The following is a 20734-nucleotide window of genomic DNA, read 5'->3' on the forward strand; positions in this document are numbered from 1 at the left end:
ATGGAAGGGCCATCGCTCAAAGGATAAAAGGTACTCCGGGGATAACAGGCTGATCTCCCCCAAGAGCTCATATCGACGGGGGGGTTTTGGCACCTCGATGTCGGCTCGTCACATCCTGGGGCTGGAGAAGGTCCCAAGGGTTGGGCTGTTCGCCCATTAAAGTGGCACGCGAGCTGGGTTCAGAACGTCGTGAGACAGTTCGGTCTCTATCTACAGTGGGCGTTAGAAATTTGAGTGGATCTGACTCTAGTACGAGAGGACCGAGTTGGACTAACCTCTGGTGTATCTGTTGTTCCGCCAGGAGCATTGCAGAGTAGCTACGTTGGGAAGGGATAAGCGCTGAAAGCATATAAGCGCGAAACCCACCACAAGATGAGATTTCTTTAAAGGGTCGTGGGAGATTACCACGTTGATAGGTCATAGGTGTAAAGGCAGTAATGTCATAGCCGAGTGATACTAATAACCCATAGGCTTATTGTACGCCTGTTTTTTTATAAAGTACAACAGATATTATTCTATTTTCATGTAATTGACACCTAGTGTCCTTTTTTCAATATGTTATTTTATACGGTTAAGTATATTAAAATATACACACACCGAAAGATTTAAGGTGATTATAGCGATAGGGCTCACCTCTTACCATTCCGAACAGAGAAGTTAAGCCTATTTGCGCCGATGGTACTACACTTGTGGGAGAGTAGGTCGTCGCCTTTTTTAGAGAATCCTAAACATTAATTTGTTTAGGATTTTTTTTGTTATAAACTTTTGTAAATATGGTCTTGTGAGGGCATTGTTAAGTATGGTCTAGTTTTTTAAATTATTTTCCTTCTAATTATTTTTGTTTTACTTTTTTCAATAAGTAGTTTCAGAATTTATAAAAGTATAATAGAAACTCTTGTTATTTTCTTATTGATGAAAAGTAGGAGATGCAATTTTTAAGGCGCGAGTTATTGTTATCATTATATATAAGATGCACTAGTTTCTTGAAAAATAATTCCTTGGCTATTTTAGTGGTTTTATAGAAACTGTGACTTCATTTTTCAGGAACTAATAATTTTTAGAAAAGTACGAGCTTAACTTTGATATAAAAGCTGATGAGGTAATGACGAGAGCGATAGTAACGGTATCCTTCTTTTTGAATAGTATAAAGGTTAATAAGTAATATTGTCTTTCCCCTAAATAGAAAAGGCTCCTAAAGAATTTCAGCATAAAAAAATATAGGGGATAGCGTGTTTTTTATTTTGCTGAGTTCAACCCATAAGTGCAACACACTTATTTTTTAGGACTTCAATTGGGTTATTATAATTAAACTTTCTAATGGGTCTGTAATTTAGTAATTTTTCTACTTCTTTTATTCTCTTGACAGATACTTCTCTAAGGTCTGTTTTCTTAGGAAAAAACCTTCCTATCACACCTATTCTATTTTCCACTGTTCCTTTGTCTTGATAGGTATAAGGTCTTGTAAAATATGTTTTTGCATTCACATCTTTTGCTATTTTATGATGATAGGCAAACTCTTTTCCATTGTCAAATGTTATTGTTTTTATCCAAGATGCGCTAATACCTGTAAGTCTTTCATTCATCTTTCTATAAACTTCATCTGCATTTTTACTGCTGAGTTTTTCTATCATAGTAACCAATGTTGCTCTATCTGTCATCACTAGTAATGCTGATTTATGGTTACTGCCCATCATAAGGTCAACTTCTATGTCGCCAATGCGTAAACGTTTTTCTACTACCTTGGGTCGCTTGTCAATACCCACACGACCAGTAATTGCACCACGTTTATCTTTGATATTATTTCTCTTTTGCCTCCTACCTGTGTGGCGTAGATGCTTATGTAATTTTTTATAAGAGCTATGTTTTCTATGATTGCTATGCTTTGCAGTCCATATCCATTTATAAATAGTTTCGTGGCTCACACAAACTTCTGATTCCTTACTAAGCCGCTTTGCTATGAGTTCAGGGCTCCATTTTTCATACTCCATCAAGCCAGAAATTCGCTTTTTGAGGGCTTCTGTCAATAGAATAGACTTGGGCTTATTGCAATATCTTTGCTCAGTTTTTTGTTGAGCGTTCTTTGCTATATAATTACCAGCTGTTGTACTTCTACTTGGTGTGTTCCTCTTTAATTCTCTCGATACCGTGCTTTTATGAAAACCGATGATCTGCGCAATTTGAGTAATAGTTATTCCTGTCTCTAATAATACAGAGATTTGATACCTTTGTGACAAGGCTAATTGTTTATAATGTTTCATTCAAAACGAATATAAATATTGAGCCTAAAATAGATGGGGCTAGCCCCATCTATTTTAAATATTCGTGTTGCACTTATAACTTGAACTTAGATTTTCTTATAAACGCGCCATAAATACTATTCATTTTATTTATCTTCAAACTTTGTATTGAAATATTGATAATGGCAACAAATATTGAATTAGAATTAGCTTGGGATTTTGTTAATACCACGGATAGGAATGTGTTTTTAACAGGTAAAGCAGGAACGGGAAAAACGACATTTTTGCATAAGTTGAAGATGAAATCTTTAAAGCGAATGGTTGTTGTTGCTCCAACCGGTGTGGCTGCAATTAATGCTAAGGGAGTAACGATACACTCCTTTTTTCAAATGCCATTTGGACCTATTTTGCCTAATGATGATTTGAAAGGTTCTGGAGGATTTAATCGGAAATTTGGTAAGACGAAGATCAATATTATTAAATCTATGGATTTATTAGTGATTGATGAAATTAGTATGGTTCGAGCGGATTTGCTAGATGGTATTGATAAGACCCTAAGAAGGTTTAGAAATAGAAATAAAGTTTTTGGTGGTGTTCAGTTGTTAATGATTGGCGATTTACAACAATTGTCTCCAGTTGTTAAGGAAAACGAATGGTATTTATTAAAGCCTTTTTACGATAATGCTTTCTTTTTTAGTAGTTTGTCTTATAAAGAAAGTAAAGCTATTACAGTAGAATTAAAACACATTTATAGACAAGATAATCCTAAGTTTATAGATATTCTAAACGAAATTAGAACTAATACATTATCTCAAGCGTCTGCAGATGAACTAAACAAAAGATATCAGCCTGATTTTTCACCTAAGGAAGATGAAGGTTATATCTCATTAACAACGCATAACAATAAAGCTGAGCGTACTAATATTTCGGAATTAGAAAAGCTAAAAGGTAGATCTGTTAATTATAAGGCATCCGTTGATGGTAAGTTTCCGGAATTCTCATATCCTACTAAGGAAGAACTAACGCTAAAAGTGGGTGCTCAGGTTATGTTTATTAAAAACGATAGTTCTGTTGACAAACGTTATTTTAATGGAAAAATTGGTAAAATTATTTTACTAGATAAAGATGAGGTTGTTGTAAAATGTCCAGACGACGATTTTAATATTATTACTACTCCAGAGGTTTGGGAAAATATAAATTATGCTGTAGATAAGGATACTAAAGCGATAACAGAAAATAAAATTGGTTCTTATACTCAAATGCCTTTACGTTTAGCTTGGTCTATTACTATCCATAAAAGTCAAGGTTTAACCTTCGAGAAAGCCGTAATAGATGCTCAAGGTGCTTTTGCGCATGGACAAACTTATGTTGCGTTAAGTCGTTGTAAAAATTTGGAAGGTTTGGTATTGAAAAGCAAAATTAACTCTAGTCAAATTATAAGCGATATAAATGTTATTTCGTTTAATAAAAATGCAGAGGAAAACCAACCGGACAAGACTGTTTTGGAGCAGTCTATGTCTGAATTTCAACTGAATCTAATTTCAGAAATTTTTAACTTTTACACCTTTTTGTACCCAGTAAATCGAGTTCTCGATGTGTATTATAAAAACAGAGGTAGTATAGAAGGAAATATTGAAACACCTTTAATTACTATTAAAGATTGTGTTGCAAGTTTATTAAAAGTTGCTAATTCTTTTAAAGCACAGCTAAGTGAGCTTTCTGAAATTACTTTAATCCCCGAATCAAGTAAAGAAATACAAATACGTTTTATAAAAGCATTAAACTATTACAAAATGCAAGTAGATACTAATATTCTTGAACCTTATAAATCCTTTAGTTTTACTACAGATAATAAAACTGTAGAAACGGATCTTACAAAATTTTCAGATTTGTTTGAAGAGCTATTAGCAGCAAAACAACTTTACTTTGAAGGCTTGGTAGATGGTTTTAATGTTAAACAATATTTAGAGTTAAGAGCAAAATCTGTTTTCTTAACTAAAGAAGCTCCAAAGAAACCCAGAAAAATAGTTATAGATGGTACAACTAATGTTGAATTATTCGAATTACTACGGAAATTAAGAAATTCAATTGCTAATGATAAAGATTTAATTCATTATCAAATTTTCAATCAGAAGTCTTTATACGAAATGTGCGAAACCTTACCAACCAATAAAACCGAATTACTAAAAGTCAGCGGTTTTGGTAAAACACGTGTTGAAAAATATGGAACCGATATTTTAAAAGTTATTAGAGAGTATTGTGATGAAAATGATATACAAACCTCTAAGGATGCAGAAATTTTTGAAGCTCCAAAACCAAAACGACAAAGAGGAGATACTAATAGAAAATCTTTACAATTATTTAAATCTGGTAAATCTGTAGAGCAAATTGCTATGGAACGCGATTTAAACGTAAACACTATTACAGGACATTTGTCGAGTTTTATTGCTTCAGGAGAAGTGAAAATTTTAGATTTGATTTCTGAAAAACATTATAAAGAATTAAAAGTAATTATTCCAAAACAGAAGTTTGACAATATTTCTGATTTAAAACATAAAATAGATAATAAATTTACTTTTGGAGAATTGCGTTTAGTGTTGGATGATTTATCTAAAAAATAAAAAAAGGCTTCAGTTTTACTAAAGCCTTTTTTATGTTAGATTCAAGATTTTATTTTTAATATATAATAAGTCTCTTAGTCATTTTTGTTTCTTTTGTAATGATTGAAACTAAGTATAATCCTGAAGACAAATCACTAACATTAATTGTATTGTTTTCAGATAAATTAATAGGAATTTGTTTCCCTAGAGTGTCAAATACTTCAATTTTAATATCTTTAATCCCTTTAGGCACCTCAATTTTAACTATATCACTAGCTGGATTAGGATGCATTGAAAACTCTAATAACTCTTCTTTAATTTCATCTACAGAAAGAGTAGTGAACATATGTGATTCTATTCCTGATAACCCACTTGCACTCGGATCTACAACATTTGTAAAAGCGAACATTGCATCATCAATCATATCTGCTTGCATAAAACTTTTTAAAGGCGTTACGGTTGTAGCTAAAGTAGAGTTGTTTGCTAAAAGATACATCATACCTGTTATTGGTGTTCCATTTACTTGAATTGTTATTATGGGTGTAGTAGTTGCAGCCGAAGGTGCTGGTAATGAAACTGGACTTCCTAGAGTTTCAGTTATTAAATAGCCATCAATAGCGGGCATTCCAACAGCGCCTCCATCAAAAAAGGTAGGTGATGCTGAGCTTCCTATTGAGGAAGTGATACTCAAAGTTACGCCATCGGGTACAATAATAGTAAAACCATAACTCTGTACTGAAGTAGCAAAGTTAGATGCGCTCGCATTGGGCACAGCGGCTATTGAATAGCTATAAGCTCCATTGTCTATTAATGTATAGGTGTAGCCGTCTTGAGCTTCTAACTGGCCTACTAAAAGACCAAGTAGCGTAAGTAATATTAATTTAAGTTTTTTCATGATTTTAGTTTTCTGGTAATTGTTCTTCAATTTGATACGTACTAAAGTTAAGGAAATTTCCTGGATGCGTTAATACATTTTCTAAAAGTAAAGGAGTATCCGGTGTTACTCCTGTATACTGAGTTATTCCATCCATATTAACGTCATGTACGTTATATCCGTGCACTTCATATGTAGGGAAATTTAAAAAATTTCCAGGATCATTTAATACTGTTGATAATATACTTGGAGAATCAGGAGTTGTACCTGAATACTGCACAATTGTATCTCCATTTACATTTCCTGCCCATAGAGCCATACTACCATTAGATAGTTGCACTTGAGCATCAAATCCATATGTACTTGTTCCAACATTTGTAAAATCTACATTTGTTGGAGTTACCGATAAGGGAATACTATTAGATGTCATTGCAGATAAATGATTTCTATGTTTTACAGATACATAATAAGATTCTACAAACCCTTCCAAAAAGATATTTGATAAACCATCAAGGTCAACCACATCTCCATCTCGTTGTAATAGTGCTGATTTATCATTTACAACAAATGTATCATCATTACCACTCCTTATTTCTATCCAAACCCAATCTACAATATCATTAGATACTTGCCCGGAACCAGCAGTACCTCCAGTGTTTAATACAGAAGCATTAACCATACTCATATCTGAATAAGGACTCATTGTAGGAATAAATCCATCTAATCGTAAATTATCGTTCATTAAACCAGCAATTGTTGGGTTGGTTATAGCGCCTTGTAATAAGACTTTAATATTAAGTCTTAAATCTACAATTTGATTAGGATCTAAGAATACACTTTCTTGATCAGAGTCAAATCCATCTCCATTTCCACCTTGAAATAATACAGCCAATGAAATATTTTCTAATGTTGTATTTGCTAATATTTCAACATCATGTCCATCACCATTTCCACCTTGGAATAGTATAGACAACGAAATATTTTCTAAAGTTGTATTAGCTAATATTTCAGCATCATGTCCATCACCAATTCCTCCATTGTATAATACAGCCAGCGAAATATTTTCTAATGTAGTATTGAGTAAACCTTCAACATCATGTCCATCACCATTTCCGCCTTGATATAATACCACAAGCGTAATGTTTTCTAATGTTGTACTCGCTAATATTTCATTATCATGTCCGTCCCCATTACCACCATTATATAGTATTGCAAGCGAAAGGTTTTCAAGTGTTGTACTTAAAATGGCCTCTACATCATGCCCGTCACCATTCCCACCTTGATATAATATGACTAATGAAAGGTTTTCCAACGTAGTTGACACCTTTATTTCATTGTCATGCCCATCACCGTTTCCGCCACGATATTGCGCGAAACCTTGTGTGAACTGGAATAGTATAAAAAATAAGATTAAAAATCTTTTTTTCATCTTTTCTATTATATTAATTAAGGTGCTGTTCTTGCTCCTCTGAATCCAAGGCGATTATTTCCACCAGCAATGATAGACGCACCATCAAATCGATCAGAAACTCTAATAAAATCAGCGCCATTTAGCCAGCTTCCACCTCGGAAACTATAACCGTCACCAGTTGTATTGTTTGGCCAGTTAGATACTGTACCATTTCCAGTAGTTGAGCTAATAATTCCATTACCATGAAGTCCTGTAAAGTTTCTTCCTTGTGCAGTTCCTACAGTAACACATCTTTCATATAAATTTCCAGAGAGTTCCATAATTCCGTAATAACTTCCTCCTGTTTCTTCTCTGTTTTTATTAACAGCACTATGAGCAAAGATTCCATTTCTTGCTGGTCCACTAAAGTTTCCATCAGTTAAACTATACAATGCGTTTCCTGTATTGGTTGCACTATTGGTAATACGCTCACTTGAAAAGCCAGCATTTACTAATGTATAGTCAACAGAATTAATATTAGCACTTCCCCAGGCAAATTCGCCATTTTTGGGTAAAATTGGACCTCTGCATGATTTTTCATATTCTAACTCTGTAAGCGGTCGTAATCCTGTCCAATCCATATATGAGTTCATATCTGCAATACTTAAATAAGAAACAGACCTGTCTGGAGCAGATGTGGTTGCGCTTGCAGTTCCGCCAGACCAAGCAACTGTGTTTCGACTGACGACTGCATCACTGTTTTTATGAGTGGCATCCGTAATATCTCTATTGTTTTTTTGATTCTCTGTTAAGCTATTGAAAAAAGCGACCCATTGTCCTTCGGAAACTTCATATTTCATGGCATAAAAATCATTGAACCCTTTAGGGTATGAAGCTGCTAATATACCTGTTTGATCACCACCATTAGAATTCGTTCCTGTATAGTATAAGTTACCAGAAGTGTTAGCAACAGTTAATGCGTTTTCTGAAGTAATTTGGTATGAAGATGAAGTAGAAAAACCACCTGAATGGAATTTATTAGCTTCACTTCCTGTTGTTCCTCCTACATAATAAGCGCCTTGAGGTACGTATACCATCTCAACAGCAAATACTTGAATGTCTATGACGTCATTTGTATCAGTAGATCCAAAATTCCAACGTATTTGTATATTTTGGAAGTTTACATTTCCGCTTCCGTCTCCATCTCTATAAATAAGTGCTCCAATGCCGTCAGGAGTAATGTCCATCGTGCTTCCTGCAGCAGCAGTTGAATTGGCTTGACTTATGATTCCATGTGTCCACGTACCATTATTTACTCGGTATTTAACAATTACCCATGCGGCATCCCAATTGGATGGGCCAGAGCTAATACGCCAAGAGTTATCCCAAGCTAAATCGAATTCGACATTAACCCAGTTTGAAACAGTATTTAAGTTTTCTAAAGAAATGTTGTTTACTCTAATGTTGTTCGCGCTTATAGAATAAGAGAACAGTAATGTGATAATTAAAATAATTTTTTTCATGATTTAAGGTTTATGGTTATTTGTTGCTAAATAATTGAATAAGTTAACAGAAGTAGATCTTTTTTGTGAAATTTTTTATCAGTGCCACCAAAAAAAGCTGCTTTTTTCAGAGTGTTGAGGATTAATTAGTTAATTGTAAGCACTATAAAAATAAGTAAACACTCTGATTTATTCTTTTACAATTGTATAGTTGGTATTGAATTTTGTGTAATTGGTTAATAATTTAAATCTTTAGCAAAAAAAAAGCGTAACAGATTTGTTACGCTTTAGGTCAGTATTATTAAATATTTTTAGCCTTTAATTATTCCTCTTGAAATTACAATTTTCTGTATTTCAGAAGTGCCTTCATAAATTTGAGTAATCTTAGCATCACGCATTAAACGCTCTACATGGTAATCTTTAACAAAACCATTTCCACCGTGTATTTGTACAGCTTCAACAGTGTGTGTCATGGCAACCTGAGAAGCATATAATTTTGCCATTGCACTAGACATATCATAGTTGTTACCTTGATCTTTATCCCAAGCAGATTTCATGACTAGCATACGTGCAGCTTCAATTTCTGTATACATATCTGCTAGTTTAAAAGCAATAGCTTGATGATTACAAATTTCGGTTCCAAAGGCTTTGCGTTCTTTAGAGTAATTTAATGCTAATTCGTAAGCTCCAGCTGCAATTCCTAAAGCTTGAGCAGCAATTCCAATACGTCCTCCAGATAAAGTTTTCATGGCGAATTTAAACCCAAATCCATCGACTCCAATTCTATTTTCTTTAGGTACTTTTACATCGTTAAATTGCAACGTATGTGTATCACTACCTCTAATTCCTAATTTATCTTCCTTAGGTCCAACGTCGAAACCAGGTGTTCCTTTTTCAACTATAAAAGCATTAATACCTTTATGGCCTTTGTCTTTATCTGTTTGTGCAATTACTAAATAAACATCTGCTCTTCCTCCACTTGTAATCCAGTTTTTTGTACCATTAATTACATAGTGATCTCCTTTGTCTATTGCAGTTGTTTTTTGTGATGTAGCATCACTTCCAGCTTCAGGTTCACTTAAACAAAAAGCACCTACAAACTCCCCAGTAGCAAGTTTAGTTAAGTATTTTTGTTTTTGTTCTTCATTTCCATAAGATTCTAGACCATAACAAACTAATGAGTTATTTACAGATACTATTACAGAAGCCGAAGCATCGATTTTAGAAAGCTCTTCCATTATAAGGACATACGAAATGGCGTCCATACCGCTTCCTCCATATTTTGGATCTACCATAATACCCATAAAACCTAAATCTCCCATTTTCTTTACTAGTTCTTGTGGGAATTCTTGTTTATTGTCACGTTCTATAACGCCAGGTAATAATTCGGTTTGTGCAAAATCGCGAGCTGCGTCGCGTATCATTATATGTTCTTCTGTTAAGCTAAAATCCATATTTTTATTTACTATTAATTTGATAAAATTAGACTGCAAATATAGCTTTTTATTAGCTTTTTGTCAATAGATATTTCTATTTTTACTGAATATGATAAAAAAGGAATACAATGTTATTGGTGTTATGTCTGGCACATCTTTAGACGGAATTGATTTAGCATTGATTAATTTTAGTTTTAGCGACAATTGGTCTTTTAGAATTATTAAGGCCGAAACTATCCCTTACGCGGAAGAATGGCTAAATGAATTGAAGATTTTAGTAAAGCATTCAAAAGAAGAATTAGAGGAGTTCGACAAAGATTATACGTTGTATTTAGCGAACGTTATCCAGAAATTTATAACAGAAAATAGTATTTCGACTATCGATGCTGTTTGTTCTCATGGTCACACAGCATTGCACAAACCAGAAAACGGATTAACATACCAAATAGGGAATCTTCCAATTTTATCAAAAGCGCTAAACAAAACAATAGTTTGTGACTTTAGAGTGCAAGATGTAGCTTTAGGTGGCCAAGGCGCTCCTTTAGTGCCAATTGGAGATAAATTATTATTTCCAGATTATAATTTTTGTGTAAACCTTGGTGGTTTTGCAAATGTCTCCACCGAAATTAATGGAAACCGAATAGCCTTCGATATCTGTCCTGTAAACATTGTTCTTAATAAATATGTTTCACCTCTAGGTCTAGCTTACGACGATAAAGGAGCTTTAGCAAAAGAAGGAAAAATAAATAACGACTTATTAAACGAATTAAATAATCTTCAGTTTTACAGAGAGAGTTATCCAAAATCTTTAGGTTTAGAATGGGTAAACGCGGTTGTGTTTCCTATAATTGAGAATTATAACCTTTCGGTTGTAGCTAGTTTAAGAACATTTGTTGAGCATATTGCAATTCAAATTTCTGCTGTTTTAAACAGCAAACTTGAAGCTTCAGTCTTAATAACGGGAGGGGGCGTTTTTAATACATTTTTAATGTCTCGAATACGCGATTTAAGCAATAATGAAATCCAAATACCTTCTAAAGAAATCATAGAATTTAAAGAAGCTTTAATTTTCGGGTTTTTAGGAGTCCTTAAAATCCGTAATGAAAACAACTGTTTAGCTAGTGTAACAGGTGCTAAAAAAGACCATTCTTCAGGCGTAATATTTCAATTGTAAAAAAGTGTAAATTTTGACTTTATGCATCTTTAGTTTTTTATATTTGTTAAATTAATTAAGCTGTTTTGAAATGAATTAACTTTAGCTACGCTTCAATTATATTTTTAGATTAAATTATTTTAACTTGATAACGCTACAACAAACTATAAATGAAAGAATTATTAAAAATATACGAAAACAAAGAACCTGAAATAATCTTTAATTGGAAAGATGCAGAAACCGAAGCCGAAGGCTGGACTGTTATTAATTCTCTTAGAGGAGGAGCTGCAGGTGGAGGGACAAGGATGCGCAAAGGCCTTGATATGAATGAGGTTTTGTCGCTTGCCAAAACAATGGAAGTTAAATTTACCGTTTCTGGACCAGCAATTGGTGGTGCGAAATCGGGTATTAATTTCGATCCTAAAGACCCAAGAAAGAAAGGTGTTTTAGAGCGTTGGTATAAAGCAGTGTCTCCATTACTAAAGAGTTATTATGGAACAGGAGGTGATTTAAATGTAGATGAAATCCACGAGGTAATTCCTATTACAGAAGAATCCGGTGTCTGGCATCCTCAGGAAGGTGTGTTTAATGGACATTTTAAACCAACAGAGGCCGATAAAATTAATAGAATTGGCCAATTGCGCCAAGGTGTTATCAAAGTTATTGAGAATCCAGGTTTCTCTCCAGATGTTGCTAGGAAATATACAATAGCAGACATGATTACAGGTTATGGCGTTGCTGAAGCTGTAAAGCATTATTACGAAATTTATGGAGGCGGCGTTGTTGGAAAACGCGCAGTTGTTCAAGGTTTTGGAAACGTAGGTTCTGCAGCAGCATACTATTTAGCACAAATGGGAGCTAAAGTTGTTGGGATTATTGATATTTCTGGAGGAGTAATTAAAGAAGAAGGTTTTTCTTTCGATGAAATTACGAACTTTTTCTTAACAAAAAACGGAAATTCGTTAGCTGCCGAGAATATGATTCCGTTTGCCGAGATGAACGAACGTATCTGGTCTCTTCAAACAGAGATTTTTGCACCTTGTGCAGCATCACGTTTAATAACTCAAGATCAAATTACTCAAATGATTGATACAGGACTTGAAGTTATTTCATGTGGAGCAAATGTGCCATTTGCAGATAAAGAAATTTTCTTTGGTAGTATTATGGAGTCTACAGATGAAAAAGTAAGTTTAATTCCAGACTTTATTTCAAATTGTGGAATGGCAAGAGTCTTTGCTTATTTTATGGAGCGTAAAGTACAAATGACAGATGAAGCCATTTTCAATGACACTTCAAATATCATTAAAAAAGCAATTCAAAATACTTACGATAAAAACCCAAGTAAAACAGAGATTAGTAAAACAGCCTTTGAAATTGCACTAACTCAACTTGTTTAAACTTTTATTATAACCTATGGAAACAGTAATTATTCTAGTATTTGTATTTGGTTATTTAGCCATAACATTAGAACACAGTATTAAAATCGATAAATTAATTCCTGCTTTAGTCATGATGGCTATAAGTTGGGCGTTAATTTCATTAGGTATAGATTCCTTTCCTAATTGGTTCGATTCTGCTAAACATGCCTTAGTAGATAATTTTCCAGCCTTAGGTCACGAAGAAAAAATGCACTTAATGGAAGAAACATTATTGCATCATCTTGGTAAGACATCTGAGATTTTAGTGTTCTTATTAGGAGCCATGACCATAGTAGAAATTATTGATTATTTTGATGGTTTCTCAACAATTAAAAATTTTATTAAAACGAAAAAGAAGTCTAAAATCCTTTGGATTTTTTGTGGCTTAGCATTTGTGCTTTCAGCAATTATAGACAATTTAACAGCAACTATAGTTTTAATTTCAATACTCCAAAAAATTGTAAAAGATAGAAATGTTCGTATTTGGTATGCTGGATTAATAATCATTGCGGCAAATGCTGGTGGTGCTTTTTCTCCTATAGGAGACGTAACAACAACAATGCTGTGGATTGGTAAAAAAGTAACAACAGGACATTTATTTGGTTACCTTTTATTGCCCTCATTAGTTTGCATGTTAGTCCCAACATTTATTGCTTCATTTCTGCCAGCATTTAAGGGAGATTTAGCTGTTGATGAAGAAAAGAGCGAAAAACAAAAAAACCGTTTTAGCGGAACCATGCTATTTTTAGGACTAGGAGCAATCGTTTTTGTACCTATTTTTAAAATGGTAACACATTTACCACCTTATGTAGGTATGATGTTGTCTTTGGGTGTAGTTGCTATTTTTGCAGAAATTTATAGTTCTTCGAAATTCAGTATTTCAAGTCATGATTCAGAGGAAAGCGATGCGCATGCACACCACAGTCCTGTGCACCATTCATTATCTAAAATAGAATTACCTAGTATTTTGTTTTTCTTAGGTATTTTAATGGCTGTTGCAGCTTTAGAATCGCTTGGAACTTTATTTGGTTTTGCTTCAGCTTTAAAAGAAACAATTCCAATGATGGGAACAGAATTACATGGAACTGGAGTTTCAGATTTAGTAATTGTTTTATTGGGAATTGGCTCTGCCGTTATTGATAATGTACCCTTGGTAGCAGCAAGTTTAGGAATGTTTTCAGAGCCTATGGATCATGAGCTTTGGCACTTTATTGCATATGCAGCAGGAACTGGTGGTAGTATGTTAATAATTGGTTCTGCAGCTGGAGTTGTAGCAATGGGAATGGAAAAAATAGATTTCTTCTGGTACTTCAAAAAAATCTCTTGGTTAGCTCTAGTGGGGTTTTTGGCGGGAACACTTGTTTTCTTTTGGACTAGAACTTTATTTTAAAATATACGCAAAACAAAAATTTAACGTTATACACTTATCAAAACAAACAATATGTTAAGCACTTTTATACAAGATACTGCTCAAGAGGTAGATTTATTAGCTGATGGAGAATCAGGGCAAAAAACACTATCAATTATCGAATTAGTTACAACTGGTGGAACAGCAGGAATAATAATAATAAGTTTATTGTTCGTTTTGTTTGTTGTAGCACTTTACATTTATTTTGAAAGACTCCTTGCAATCAAAGAAGCTTCAAAAGTAGATTCAAATTTTATGAATCAAATTAAGGATTATGTAAGTAGTGGTAAAATTGATTCAGCTCAAAATTTATGCTCACAAGCTAATTCTCCGGTATCTAGATTAATTAGTAAAGGCATTTCTAGAATTGGAAAACCATTAGACGACATTAATAAAGCAATAGAAAATGCAGGTCGCTTAGAGATTTATAGTCTAGAAAAAAACGTAAGTGTTTTAGCAACCATTTCTGGAGCAGCACCAATGATTGGTTTTCTAGGAACAGTTATTGGAATGATATTATCAATATTCGAAATCGCAAATTCAGGAGGTTCTATTGATATTAAAACATTGGCAGATGGTTTATATACCGCCATGACAACAACCGTTGGAGGTTTAATTGTAGGTATTATAGCATACATATCATACAACCATCTAGTGGTGAAAACTGATAAAATAGTTTATAAAATGGAAGCAAATTCATTAGAATTTCTTGACCTTTTAAATGAACCAATCTAATAACTAATTTATGAATTTACGCGGAAGAAATAAAGTAACACCAGAATTCAATATGTCATCTATGACAGATATTGTATTCCTTTTACTTATCTTTTTTATGATTGCTTCTACGCTAGTTTCGGCCGAAGCTATTGATTTATTATTACCAAAATCGACAAGTAAAACAACACAAACAAAAAGTATATCGGTAAGTGTCGATAAGGATATAAATTATTTTATCGATTTGAAGAAAGTGTCTAAAGAGACACTTGAATCAGAACTAATGTCAAAACTTGGTGATGCAGAATCTCCAACAATTACCATACGTTCAGATCAAGATGTAGAAATGAAACATGTTGTCTTTATTATGGACATTGCAAATAGAAATAAAATTAAATCAGCTTTAGCAGTAAAATCACAGTAATTTGAAATACCTACAAACAAAACACGAAAAAAATTCAGCTAAAATAACGACTATAATAGTGGCTATTTTAATACTGTTGTGCTTTGCTTTAGGTCAAAATTACCAAGATCCACCAGAAGAATATGGTGTTGCCATTAACTTTGGAGATGCAAACGTCGTTAATGATAATGTTAAACCGAGTACTTCTGAAAAAGTTCAAGAAACAAAACCTGAACCAGCAGAAACCGAACCTGAAGAGGTTATTGAAGAAGAAGTAATAGAGGAAGAGGCTTTAGAAGAAGAAACTGCTGAAATAGAAAAGCTTGAAGAAGAATTAGCTGCTGCAGAAGAATTGGCTGCTTCAGAAGAAGCGGCTAAAGTTGCAGAAGCAGAGAAAGCAGTCGAAGCAGAAAAATTATTAGCACAACAAGAAGAAGAAGCCTTAAGAATAAAAAACGAAAAAGAAGCAAAAATAAGAACTCAAAAAGCAGAGGCAGATAAAGCAACTAAAGCTAAAGCCATTGCAGATGCAAAAGCAAAAGCAACAGCACAAAAAGCAAAAGCAGATAAAGTTGCAAAAGCAAAAGCTGCTGCAGATACTAAAGCCGCTGCACAAAATGCGGCAGCAGACAAATTAGCTAAAGATAAAGCAGCAGCAGCAGCAGCAGCAAAAAAGAAAAGCGAAGGTAGTAAAACTGTTCGTTTTGATTTAATTGAGAACCCGCCTATTTATCCAGGATGTGAATCAGGAGATAATAGTGCAAAGAAAAAGTGCATGAATGATAAAATCAAGCAATTTTTAGGTGAGAATTTTAATAAAGGATTAGCTGCAGATTTAGGATTAACAGGAATACAAAAAGTAAACATCTTCTTTAAAATAAACGAATCAGGAAATATTGTAAGTATTAGAGCAAAAGCACCAGACCCTAAATTAGAAGAAGAAGCCAAAAGAGTTACAAAGTTATTACCAAAAATGAAACCTGGAATGCAACAAGGTAGACCCGTAACAGTCTCTTTTCGTTTGCCGCTTAATGTCAGGGCTGATTAAAATCAGCTATAATATACCTAGATTTTTGTTTATGCAAAGTCACAATAAGTGCTAGAGTCATGAAATACTTAGAAACAAAACACGAACAGAATTCAGCTAAAATAACAACTTTAATAGTCGTTATTTTAGTGTTGTTATGCTTTGTAATAGGCCAAAGCTACCAAGATCCACCTGAAGAATACGGAGTTGCAGTAAACTTTGGGAATTCAGCTGTTGGAAGTGGAAATATTCAGCCGGATAAGCCTGTTAAATCAGAAGATTTAAACATAAATAAACAGCCACAAGAAGCGCAATCGGAACCAAATAAAGCTGAAGAGCAAACGGATGATACTCAAGCATCTGATTCAGAAGAATTTAGGGAAGATGTTTTAACTCAAAATTCAGAAGAAGCAATAGCAATAAAAAAAGCGGAGGCAGTAAAAAAAGCAAAAGCAAAAGCACAAGCTGAAGCTAAGGCAAAAGATGAAGCTGCAAACAAAGCAAAAGCAAAAGCAGATGCTGAAGCAAAAAAGAAGGTAGAAGAAGCTAAGAAAAGAGCAGAAATAGACGCCATGATGGGAGGAATCAATAATTCCGATGGAGAATCGAGTGGAAGTGAAGGTAACGATAACGAAACGGGTGATAAAGGACAACTCGATGGTAATCCTTATGCACCAAGTTATTTCGGAGGAGGAAAAGGAAATGGAGAAGTAGGATCAGGTCTTGGTGGACGTGGTCAAGGACGATTTAATGAAGTCAAGCAAGATTGTAACGAAGCAGGTTTAGTAGTCGTTAAAGTAGAGGTAGATAGAAGTGGTCGAGTGGTTAAAGCAACACCTGGAGTTAAAGGGACCGAAAACACGGCGTCTTGTTTATTAGAACCTGCTAAGAGAATAGCGGAATCTGGTAAATGGCCGGCAGATTCAAAAGCACCAGCTAGGCAAATAGGTTTTGTAAGTATAGACTTCAAATTAGGACAATAAAAATGACTTATCAAGAGACTGTTAATTGGATGTTTTCTCAACTTCCAATGTATCAAAATCAAGGTAAAAGTGCTTATAAAGTTGATTTAAGTAACACTATGCTACTTGCGAAGCATCTTAATAACCCTGAAAATAAATTCAAATCCATTCATGTAGCTGGAACTAATGGTAAAGGTTCTTCAAGTCATATGCTAGCTTCAATTCTTCAAGAAGCAGGATATAATGTTGGCTTGTATACTTCACCACATCTAAAAGATTATAGAGAGCGCATAAAAATTAATGGTAAGGACTTAAGTAAGCAATTTGTTATCCAATTTATTAAACGAAATAAATCTTTTTTCGAAACGAACGCACTCTCTTTTTTTGAAATGTCAGTTGGCTTGGCATTCGAGTATTTTGCCAAACATAAAGTGGATATCGCTATAATTGAAGTCGGTTTAGGTGGTAGATTAGACTCAACAAACATTATTACACCAGAAGTTTCAGTTATTACAAACATTGGTTTGGATCATATTCAATTTTTAGGAAATTCTCTAGAATCTATAGCAAAAGAAAAAGGCGGAATAATTAAATCAAAAATACCTGTTGTAATAGGAGAAACTCAGACAGAAACTAAAGAAGTGTTTATGAAAATAGCTCATAATAATGATGCTAAAATTATTTTCGCTGATAAATCTGAAATAGAAAAATATAAAAGTGATTTAAAAGGTAGTTATCAAACTAAGAACATAAAAACGGTAGTACAAACAGTAAATGAAATTCAATTAAAAGGTTTTAATATTTCAAAGCAAAACATTAAAGACGGATTATTGAATGTAGTTAATAATACAGGATTATTAGGTAGATGGCAAGTTTTAAAAGAGAATCCAAAAGTTATTTGCGATACAGCACATAATAGAGAGGGACTAGAAATTGTAATGAGTCAACTTCAAAAGGAACAATCTAATGGGTTACATATAGTCTTTGGAGTCGTAAATGATAAAGATTTAGATACAATTATTGACCTTTTGCCTATTAATGCCACTTATTATTTATGTAAACCAAATATTATTAGAGGTCTAGATGTTAAAAAACTTGAAGCCTATTTTAAGTCTAAAAATATGTTTTGCAAAGCATATAATTCTGTAAATGAAGCATATAAAATGGCGCAAGCAAATGCTAATATTAAAGATATTGTATATGTTGGAGGAAGCACTTTCGTTGTCGCTGAAATTATTTGAAAATTTTTACAAAAAAACTTTTGTGTAATCAAAATCTCATGTATATTTGCACACCTAATAAATAGGGCGACTAGCTCAGTTGGTTCAGAGCACTTGGTTTACACCCAAGGGGTCAGGGGTTCGAATCCCTTGTCGCCCACATCAAATAAAATCTCAATGAAATATTCATTGGGATTTTTTGTTTCTATTCCTTTCCGTTTATTAACTCATATTTTTTATCTTTAAGAATAAAATGGATACCATGAAAAATGGACTCACGATACTTACTTTAGTCTTTCTATTGTTTTCATGTAAAAATGATAAAAACAACCACAATAGTGAAACTCTAATTGTTGATGATAAAGAAACAATTAAAGAAAGTCTTAATGCTATTGATAATACAAATAAGTTGATAAGTGAAACGATTACGTTTCCATCTCTTGATAGCTTAACAATAACAGCAGATGTTTACAATGTGGACAATATGCCAATTACTATTCTGTTGTGTCATCAGGCAGGTTTTAGTCGTGGTGAATATAAAGACACAGCTTTACTCTTGAATAGTTATGGTTACTCTGTTATGGCAATAGATCAGCGTTCTGGTAACGCCGTTAATGGTGTTGTTAATGTTACTGCTGAATTAGCCAAATCAAAAGAATTAAAGACTGAATATATTGATGCCAAGCCGGATATTATTGCTGCCATTGATTATGTGTATAGCACTAATGGCAATAAGGAAATATTACTCGTTGGGAGTTCCTATACGGCAACGTTGGTTATGTTAATTGGTAATGAAAATGCTAAAATAAAAGCTGTTGCTGCTTTTAGTCCTGGAGAATATTTTAAAGGTATGAGTATCCAAAATGGGATTAAAGATTTGAAAAAACCAACTTTTGTTACTGCTTCTCTTTCCGAAACTGATGCTTTATCAGTTTTAATTACTAAAATGAAAACCGACAAGCTTACACATTATAAGCCAACCGATAAAGGTATTCATGGTTCAAGAGCACTATGGGAATCTACAAAAGGATATCAAGGCTATAGAATTGCTTTCAAAGCCTTTTTAGATAGTATTTAATGTGCTGTTAAAGTAATTCTAGAATGCGTTCAAGAGCCATTCCACGAGAGCCTTTAATTAGTAGCGTAGCGTTTTTAATTTTAATTGAATTGAAGTTTTCTTTTAAAGCTTCGTATGAATGATAATGTTTAATTTTAGTTGAAGCGTTTTTAGTTTGATAAAAGTTTTCTCCAATTAAATATATAGCATCAATATTAAGTTTGTTAGTTAAATTTGAAATATCTAGATGCTCTTTTTTTGCATCGTCACCTAATTCGAACATATCTCCTAAAAAGGCTATTTTATGTTCATCTTTTAAATCACTAAAGTGTTCCAAAGCGGCTTTCATGCTTGTTGGGTTGGCATTGTATGCGTCTAGAATAATTTTATGAGTTCTTTTTTCTATAATTTGAGAACGGTTATTTGTTGGTGCGTAATTTTCTAATGCTTGTTTAATAGCATTCAACTCCACCTTAAAATATTTACCAATTGTAAGTGCAGCACATAGATTTGTGAAATTATATTTCCCTATAAGTTGTGAATGGAATAAAGTGTTTTCAGCTTTAAATGTTACAAATGGATTGGCTTCTATAAATTCTATTCTAAAGTAATTTTCATCTGTTTCAGAGAAACCAAATTTTCTAAGATAAGTACTCAGCTTTTCTTTTTGCAGGGTGTCATCTGCATTTACGAAAATATGCTTATTATTTTCAGTTAAATAAATGTACAACTCGCTTTTTCCTTTTATAACGCCTTTAATGCCTCCAAATCCTTCTAAGTGAGCTTTTCCAAAGTTCGTAATATAGCCATAATCTGGTTTAGCAATAGTACACAAAAATTCAATTTCTTTCTGGTGGTTGGCTCCCATTTCTACAATACCAATTTCGGTATCTCTAGACATTGAAAGTAGGGTCAAGGGAACGCCAATGTGGTTGTTTAAATTTCCTATAGTCGCCGTGATGTCATATTTCTTTGACAGCACAGCATTGATTAGTTCTTTAGTAGTTGTTTTGCCATTACTACCAGTTAAAGCTATAATTGGAATATTTAAATAGGTTCTGTGGTAAGACGCTAACATTTGTAATGTTTCCAATACATTGTTCACCAAAATAGTTTTATCTGAATATTTGTATTCTAATTCGTCTATAATTACATATTTAGCACCACTTTTTAAAGCTTGCTCAGCAAAAGTGTTGCCATTAAAATTAGCGCCTTTAAGCGCAAAAAACATAGTATTTGGAGATACTTTTCTAGTATCTGTAGAAACACCTGTACAGTTTAAATAAAGCGTATGTAGTTGTTCAGTTTTCATAAAATAAAAGTATAAAAAAAA

At 33.5% G+C, this 20734-nt stretch carries 16 protein-coding genes, 1 tRNA gene and 2 rRNA genes; 13 read left to right on the top strand and 6 right to left on the bottom strand.

The annotated features are described in order from the left end of the window. Both RH82_RS08355 and rrf read left to right on the top strand, forming a co-directional pair. A 23S ribosomal RNA gene (locus tag RH82_RS08355) occupies positions 1–480 on the top strand; the annotation flags it as partial. A gap of 126 nt (positions 481–606) precedes the next feature. Beyond that, positions 607–714: ribosomal RNA gene (gene rrf, locus RH82_RS08360) — 5S ribosomal RNA — on the top strand. A 536-nt stretch (positions 715–1250) separates the two neighbouring features. Here rrf and RH82_RS08365 read toward each other — a convergent pair. Beyond that, a complete protein-coding gene (locus RH82_RS08365; RefSeq protein ID WP_034059813.1) occupies positions 1251–2258 on the bottom strand; it encodes an IS30 family transposase in 1008 nt (335 codons plus the stop codon). 161 nt (positions 2259–2419) lie between these two features. Between RH82_RS08365 and RH82_RS08370 the strand changes: the two genes are divergently transcribed. After that, complete coding sequence (locus RH82_RS08370) at positions 2420–4858, top strand: helix-turn-helix domain-containing protein (protein ID WP_206420420.1); 2439 nt, start codon at positions 2420–2422, stop codon at positions 4856–4858. Between the two features lie 55 nt (positions 4859–4913). Here RH82_RS08370 and RH82_RS08375 read toward each other — a convergent pair whose 3' ends face one another. From RH82_RS08375 to RH82_RS08390, 4 genes are all read right to left on the bottom strand, one after another. Further along, positions 4914–5732: a T9SS type A sorting domain-containing protein gene (locus tag RH82_RS08375; RefSeq protein WP_034059819.1), complete on the bottom strand. Its 819-nt coding sequence runs from the start codon at positions 5730–5732 to the stop codon at positions 4914–4916. A gap of 4 nt (positions 5733–5736) precedes the next feature. Further along, entirely contained in the window at positions 5737–7140 is a 1404-nt protein-coding gene (locus tag RH82_RS17790) for a hypothetical protein (RefSeq protein WP_052158270.1), read from the bottom strand. A 17-nt stretch (positions 7141–7157) separates the two neighbouring features. Continuing rightward, complete coding sequence (locus RH82_RS08385; RefSeq protein WP_034059820.1) at positions 7158–8624, bottom strand: SUMF1/EgtB/PvdO family nonheme iron enzyme; 1467 nt, start codon at positions 8622–8624, stop codon at positions 7158–7160. Between the two features lie 290 nt (positions 8625–8914). Continuing rightward, positions 8915–10057: an acyl-CoA dehydrogenase gene (locus RH82_RS08390; protein WP_034059822.1), complete on the bottom strand. Its 1143-nt coding sequence runs from the start codon at positions 10055–10057 to the stop codon at positions 8915–8917. A gap of 91 nt (positions 10058–10148) precedes the next feature. On the opposite strand from RH82_RS08390, the gene RH82_RS08395 reads away from it, so the two are divergent. From RH82_RS08395 to RH82_RS17800, 10 genes are all read left to right on the top strand, one after another. After that, positions 10149–11213: an anhydro-N-acetylmuramic acid kinase gene (locus tag RH82_RS08395; protein ID WP_034059823.1), complete on the top strand. Its 1065-nt coding sequence runs from the start codon at positions 10149–10151 to the stop codon at positions 11211–11213. Positions 11214–11362: 149 nt separating this feature from the next. After that, on the top strand, positions 11363–12589 hold the full coding sequence (locus tag RH82_RS08400; RefSeq protein ID WP_034059825.1) for a Glu/Leu/Phe/Val dehydrogenase dimerization domain-containing protein: 1227 nt from the start codon (positions 11363–11365) through the stop codon (positions 12587–12589). A 16-nt stretch (positions 12590–12605) separates the two neighbouring features. Then, complete coding sequence (gene nhaD, locus RH82_RS08405; protein WP_034059826.1) at positions 12606–14000, top strand: sodium:proton antiporter NhaD; 1395 nt, start codon at positions 12606–12608, stop codon at positions 13998–14000. A gap of 51 nt (positions 14001–14051) precedes the next feature. Beyond that, positions 14052–14753, top strand: a complete 702-nt coding sequence (locus tag RH82_RS08410) for a MotA/TolQ/ExbB proton channel family protein (RefSeq protein ID WP_034059827.1) — start codon at positions 14052–14054, stop codon at positions 14751–14753. A 10-nt stretch (positions 14754–14763) separates the two neighbouring features. After that, positions 14764–15156, top strand: coding sequence for an ExbD/TolR family protein (locus RH82_RS08415; RefSeq protein WP_034059829.1), 393 nt, complete (start codon positions 14764–14766; stop codon positions 15154–15156). 1 nt (position 15157) lies between these two features. Beyond that, entirely contained in the window at positions 15158–16183 is a 1026-nt protein-coding gene (locus RH82_RS18810) for an energy transducer TonB (protein WP_052158271.1), read from the top strand. A 59-nt stretch (positions 16184–16242) separates the two neighbouring features. Further along, on the top strand, positions 16243–17145 hold the full coding sequence (locus RH82_RS08430; RefSeq protein WP_034059831.1) for a hypothetical protein: 903 nt from the start codon (positions 16243–16245) through the stop codon (positions 17143–17145). 2 nt (positions 17146–17147) lie between these two features. Continuing rightward, positions 17148–18365: a bifunctional folylpolyglutamate synthase/dihydrofolate synthase gene (locus RH82_RS08435; protein ID WP_034059834.1), complete on the top strand. Its 1218-nt coding sequence runs from the start codon at positions 17148–17150 to the stop codon at positions 18363–18365. A 64-nt stretch (positions 18366–18429) separates the two neighbouring features. Then, positions 18430–18504: transfer RNA gene (locus RH82_RS08440), tRNA-Val, on the top strand. A gap of 102 nt (positions 18505–18606) precedes the next feature. Continuing rightward, positions 18607–19422 carry a dienelactone hydrolase family protein gene (locus RH82_RS17800; RefSeq protein WP_156112442.1) on the top strand — a complete coding sequence of 272 codons (816 nt, stop codon included), beginning with the start codon at positions 18607–18609 and terminating at the stop codon, positions 19420–19422. Between the two features lie 7 nt (positions 19423–19429). On the opposite strand, the gene RH82_RS08450 is transcribed toward RH82_RS17800, so the two are convergent. Then, positions 19430–20734, bottom strand: a 1305-nt coding sequence (locus RH82_RS08450) for a UDP-N-acetylmuramoyl-tripeptide--D-alanyl-D-alanine ligase (protein WP_316930915.1), incomplete at its 5' end; no start/stop codon positions are given.

The sequence above is a fragment of the Lacinutrix jangbogonensis genome, from assembly GCF_000797445.1.
Lineage (GTDB): Bacteria > Bacteroidota > Bacteroidia > Flavobacteriales > Flavobacteriaceae > Lacinutrix > Lacinutrix jangbogonensis.

Coding starts and splice junctions, on each gene's coding strand:
- RH82_RS08435 (WP_034059834.1), top strand. CDS start 17,148: ATGACTTATCAAGAGACTGTTAATTGGATGTTTTCTCAACTTCCAATG.
- RH82_RS08395 (WP_034059823.1), top strand. CDS start 10,149: ATGATAAAAAAGGAATACAATGTTATTGGTGTTATGTCTGGCACATCT.
- RH82_RS08390 (WP_034059822.1), bottom strand. CDS start 10,057: ATGGATTTTAGCTTAACAGAAGAACATATAATGATACGCGACGCAGCT.
- RH82_RS08430 (WP_034059831.1), top strand. CDS start 16,243: ATGAAATACTTAGAAACAAAACACGAACAGAATTCAGCTAAAATAACA.
- nhaD (WP_034059826.1), top strand. CDS start 12,606: ATGGAAACAGTAATTATTCTAGTATTTGTATTTGGTTATTTAGCCATA.
- RH82_RS08370 (WP_206420420.1), top strand. CDS start 2,420: ATGGCAACAAATATTGAATTAGAATTAGCTTGGGATTTTGTTAATACC.
- RH82_RS08375 (WP_034059819.1), bottom strand. CDS start 5,732: ATGAAAAAACTTAAATTAATATTACTTACGCTACTTGGTCTTTTAGTA.
- RH82_RS08400 (WP_034059825.1), top strand. CDS start 11,363: ATGAAAGAATTATTAAAAATATACGAAAACAAAGAACCTGAAATAATC.
- RH82_RS08385 (WP_034059820.1), bottom strand. CDS start 8,624: ATGAAAAAAATTATTTTAATTATCACATTACTGTTCTCTTATTCTATA.
- RH82_RS17800 (WP_156112442.1), top strand. CDS start 18,607: ATGAAAAATGGACTCACGATACTTACTTTAGTCTTTCTATTGTTTTCA.
- RH82_RS08365 (WP_034059813.1), bottom strand. CDS start 2,258: ATGAAACATTATAAACAATTAGCCTTGTCACAAAGGTATCAAATCTCT.
- RH82_RS08410 (WP_034059827.1), top strand. CDS start 14,052: ATGTTAAGCACTTTTATACAAGATACTGCTCAAGAGGTAGATTTATTA.
- RH82_RS17790 (WP_052158270.1), bottom strand. CDS start 7,140: ATGAAAAAAAGATTTTTAATCTTATTTTTTATACTATTCCAGTTCACA.
- RH82_RS08415 (WP_034059829.1), top strand. CDS start 14,764: ATGAATTTACGCGGAAGAAATAAAGTAACACCAGAATTCAATATGTCA.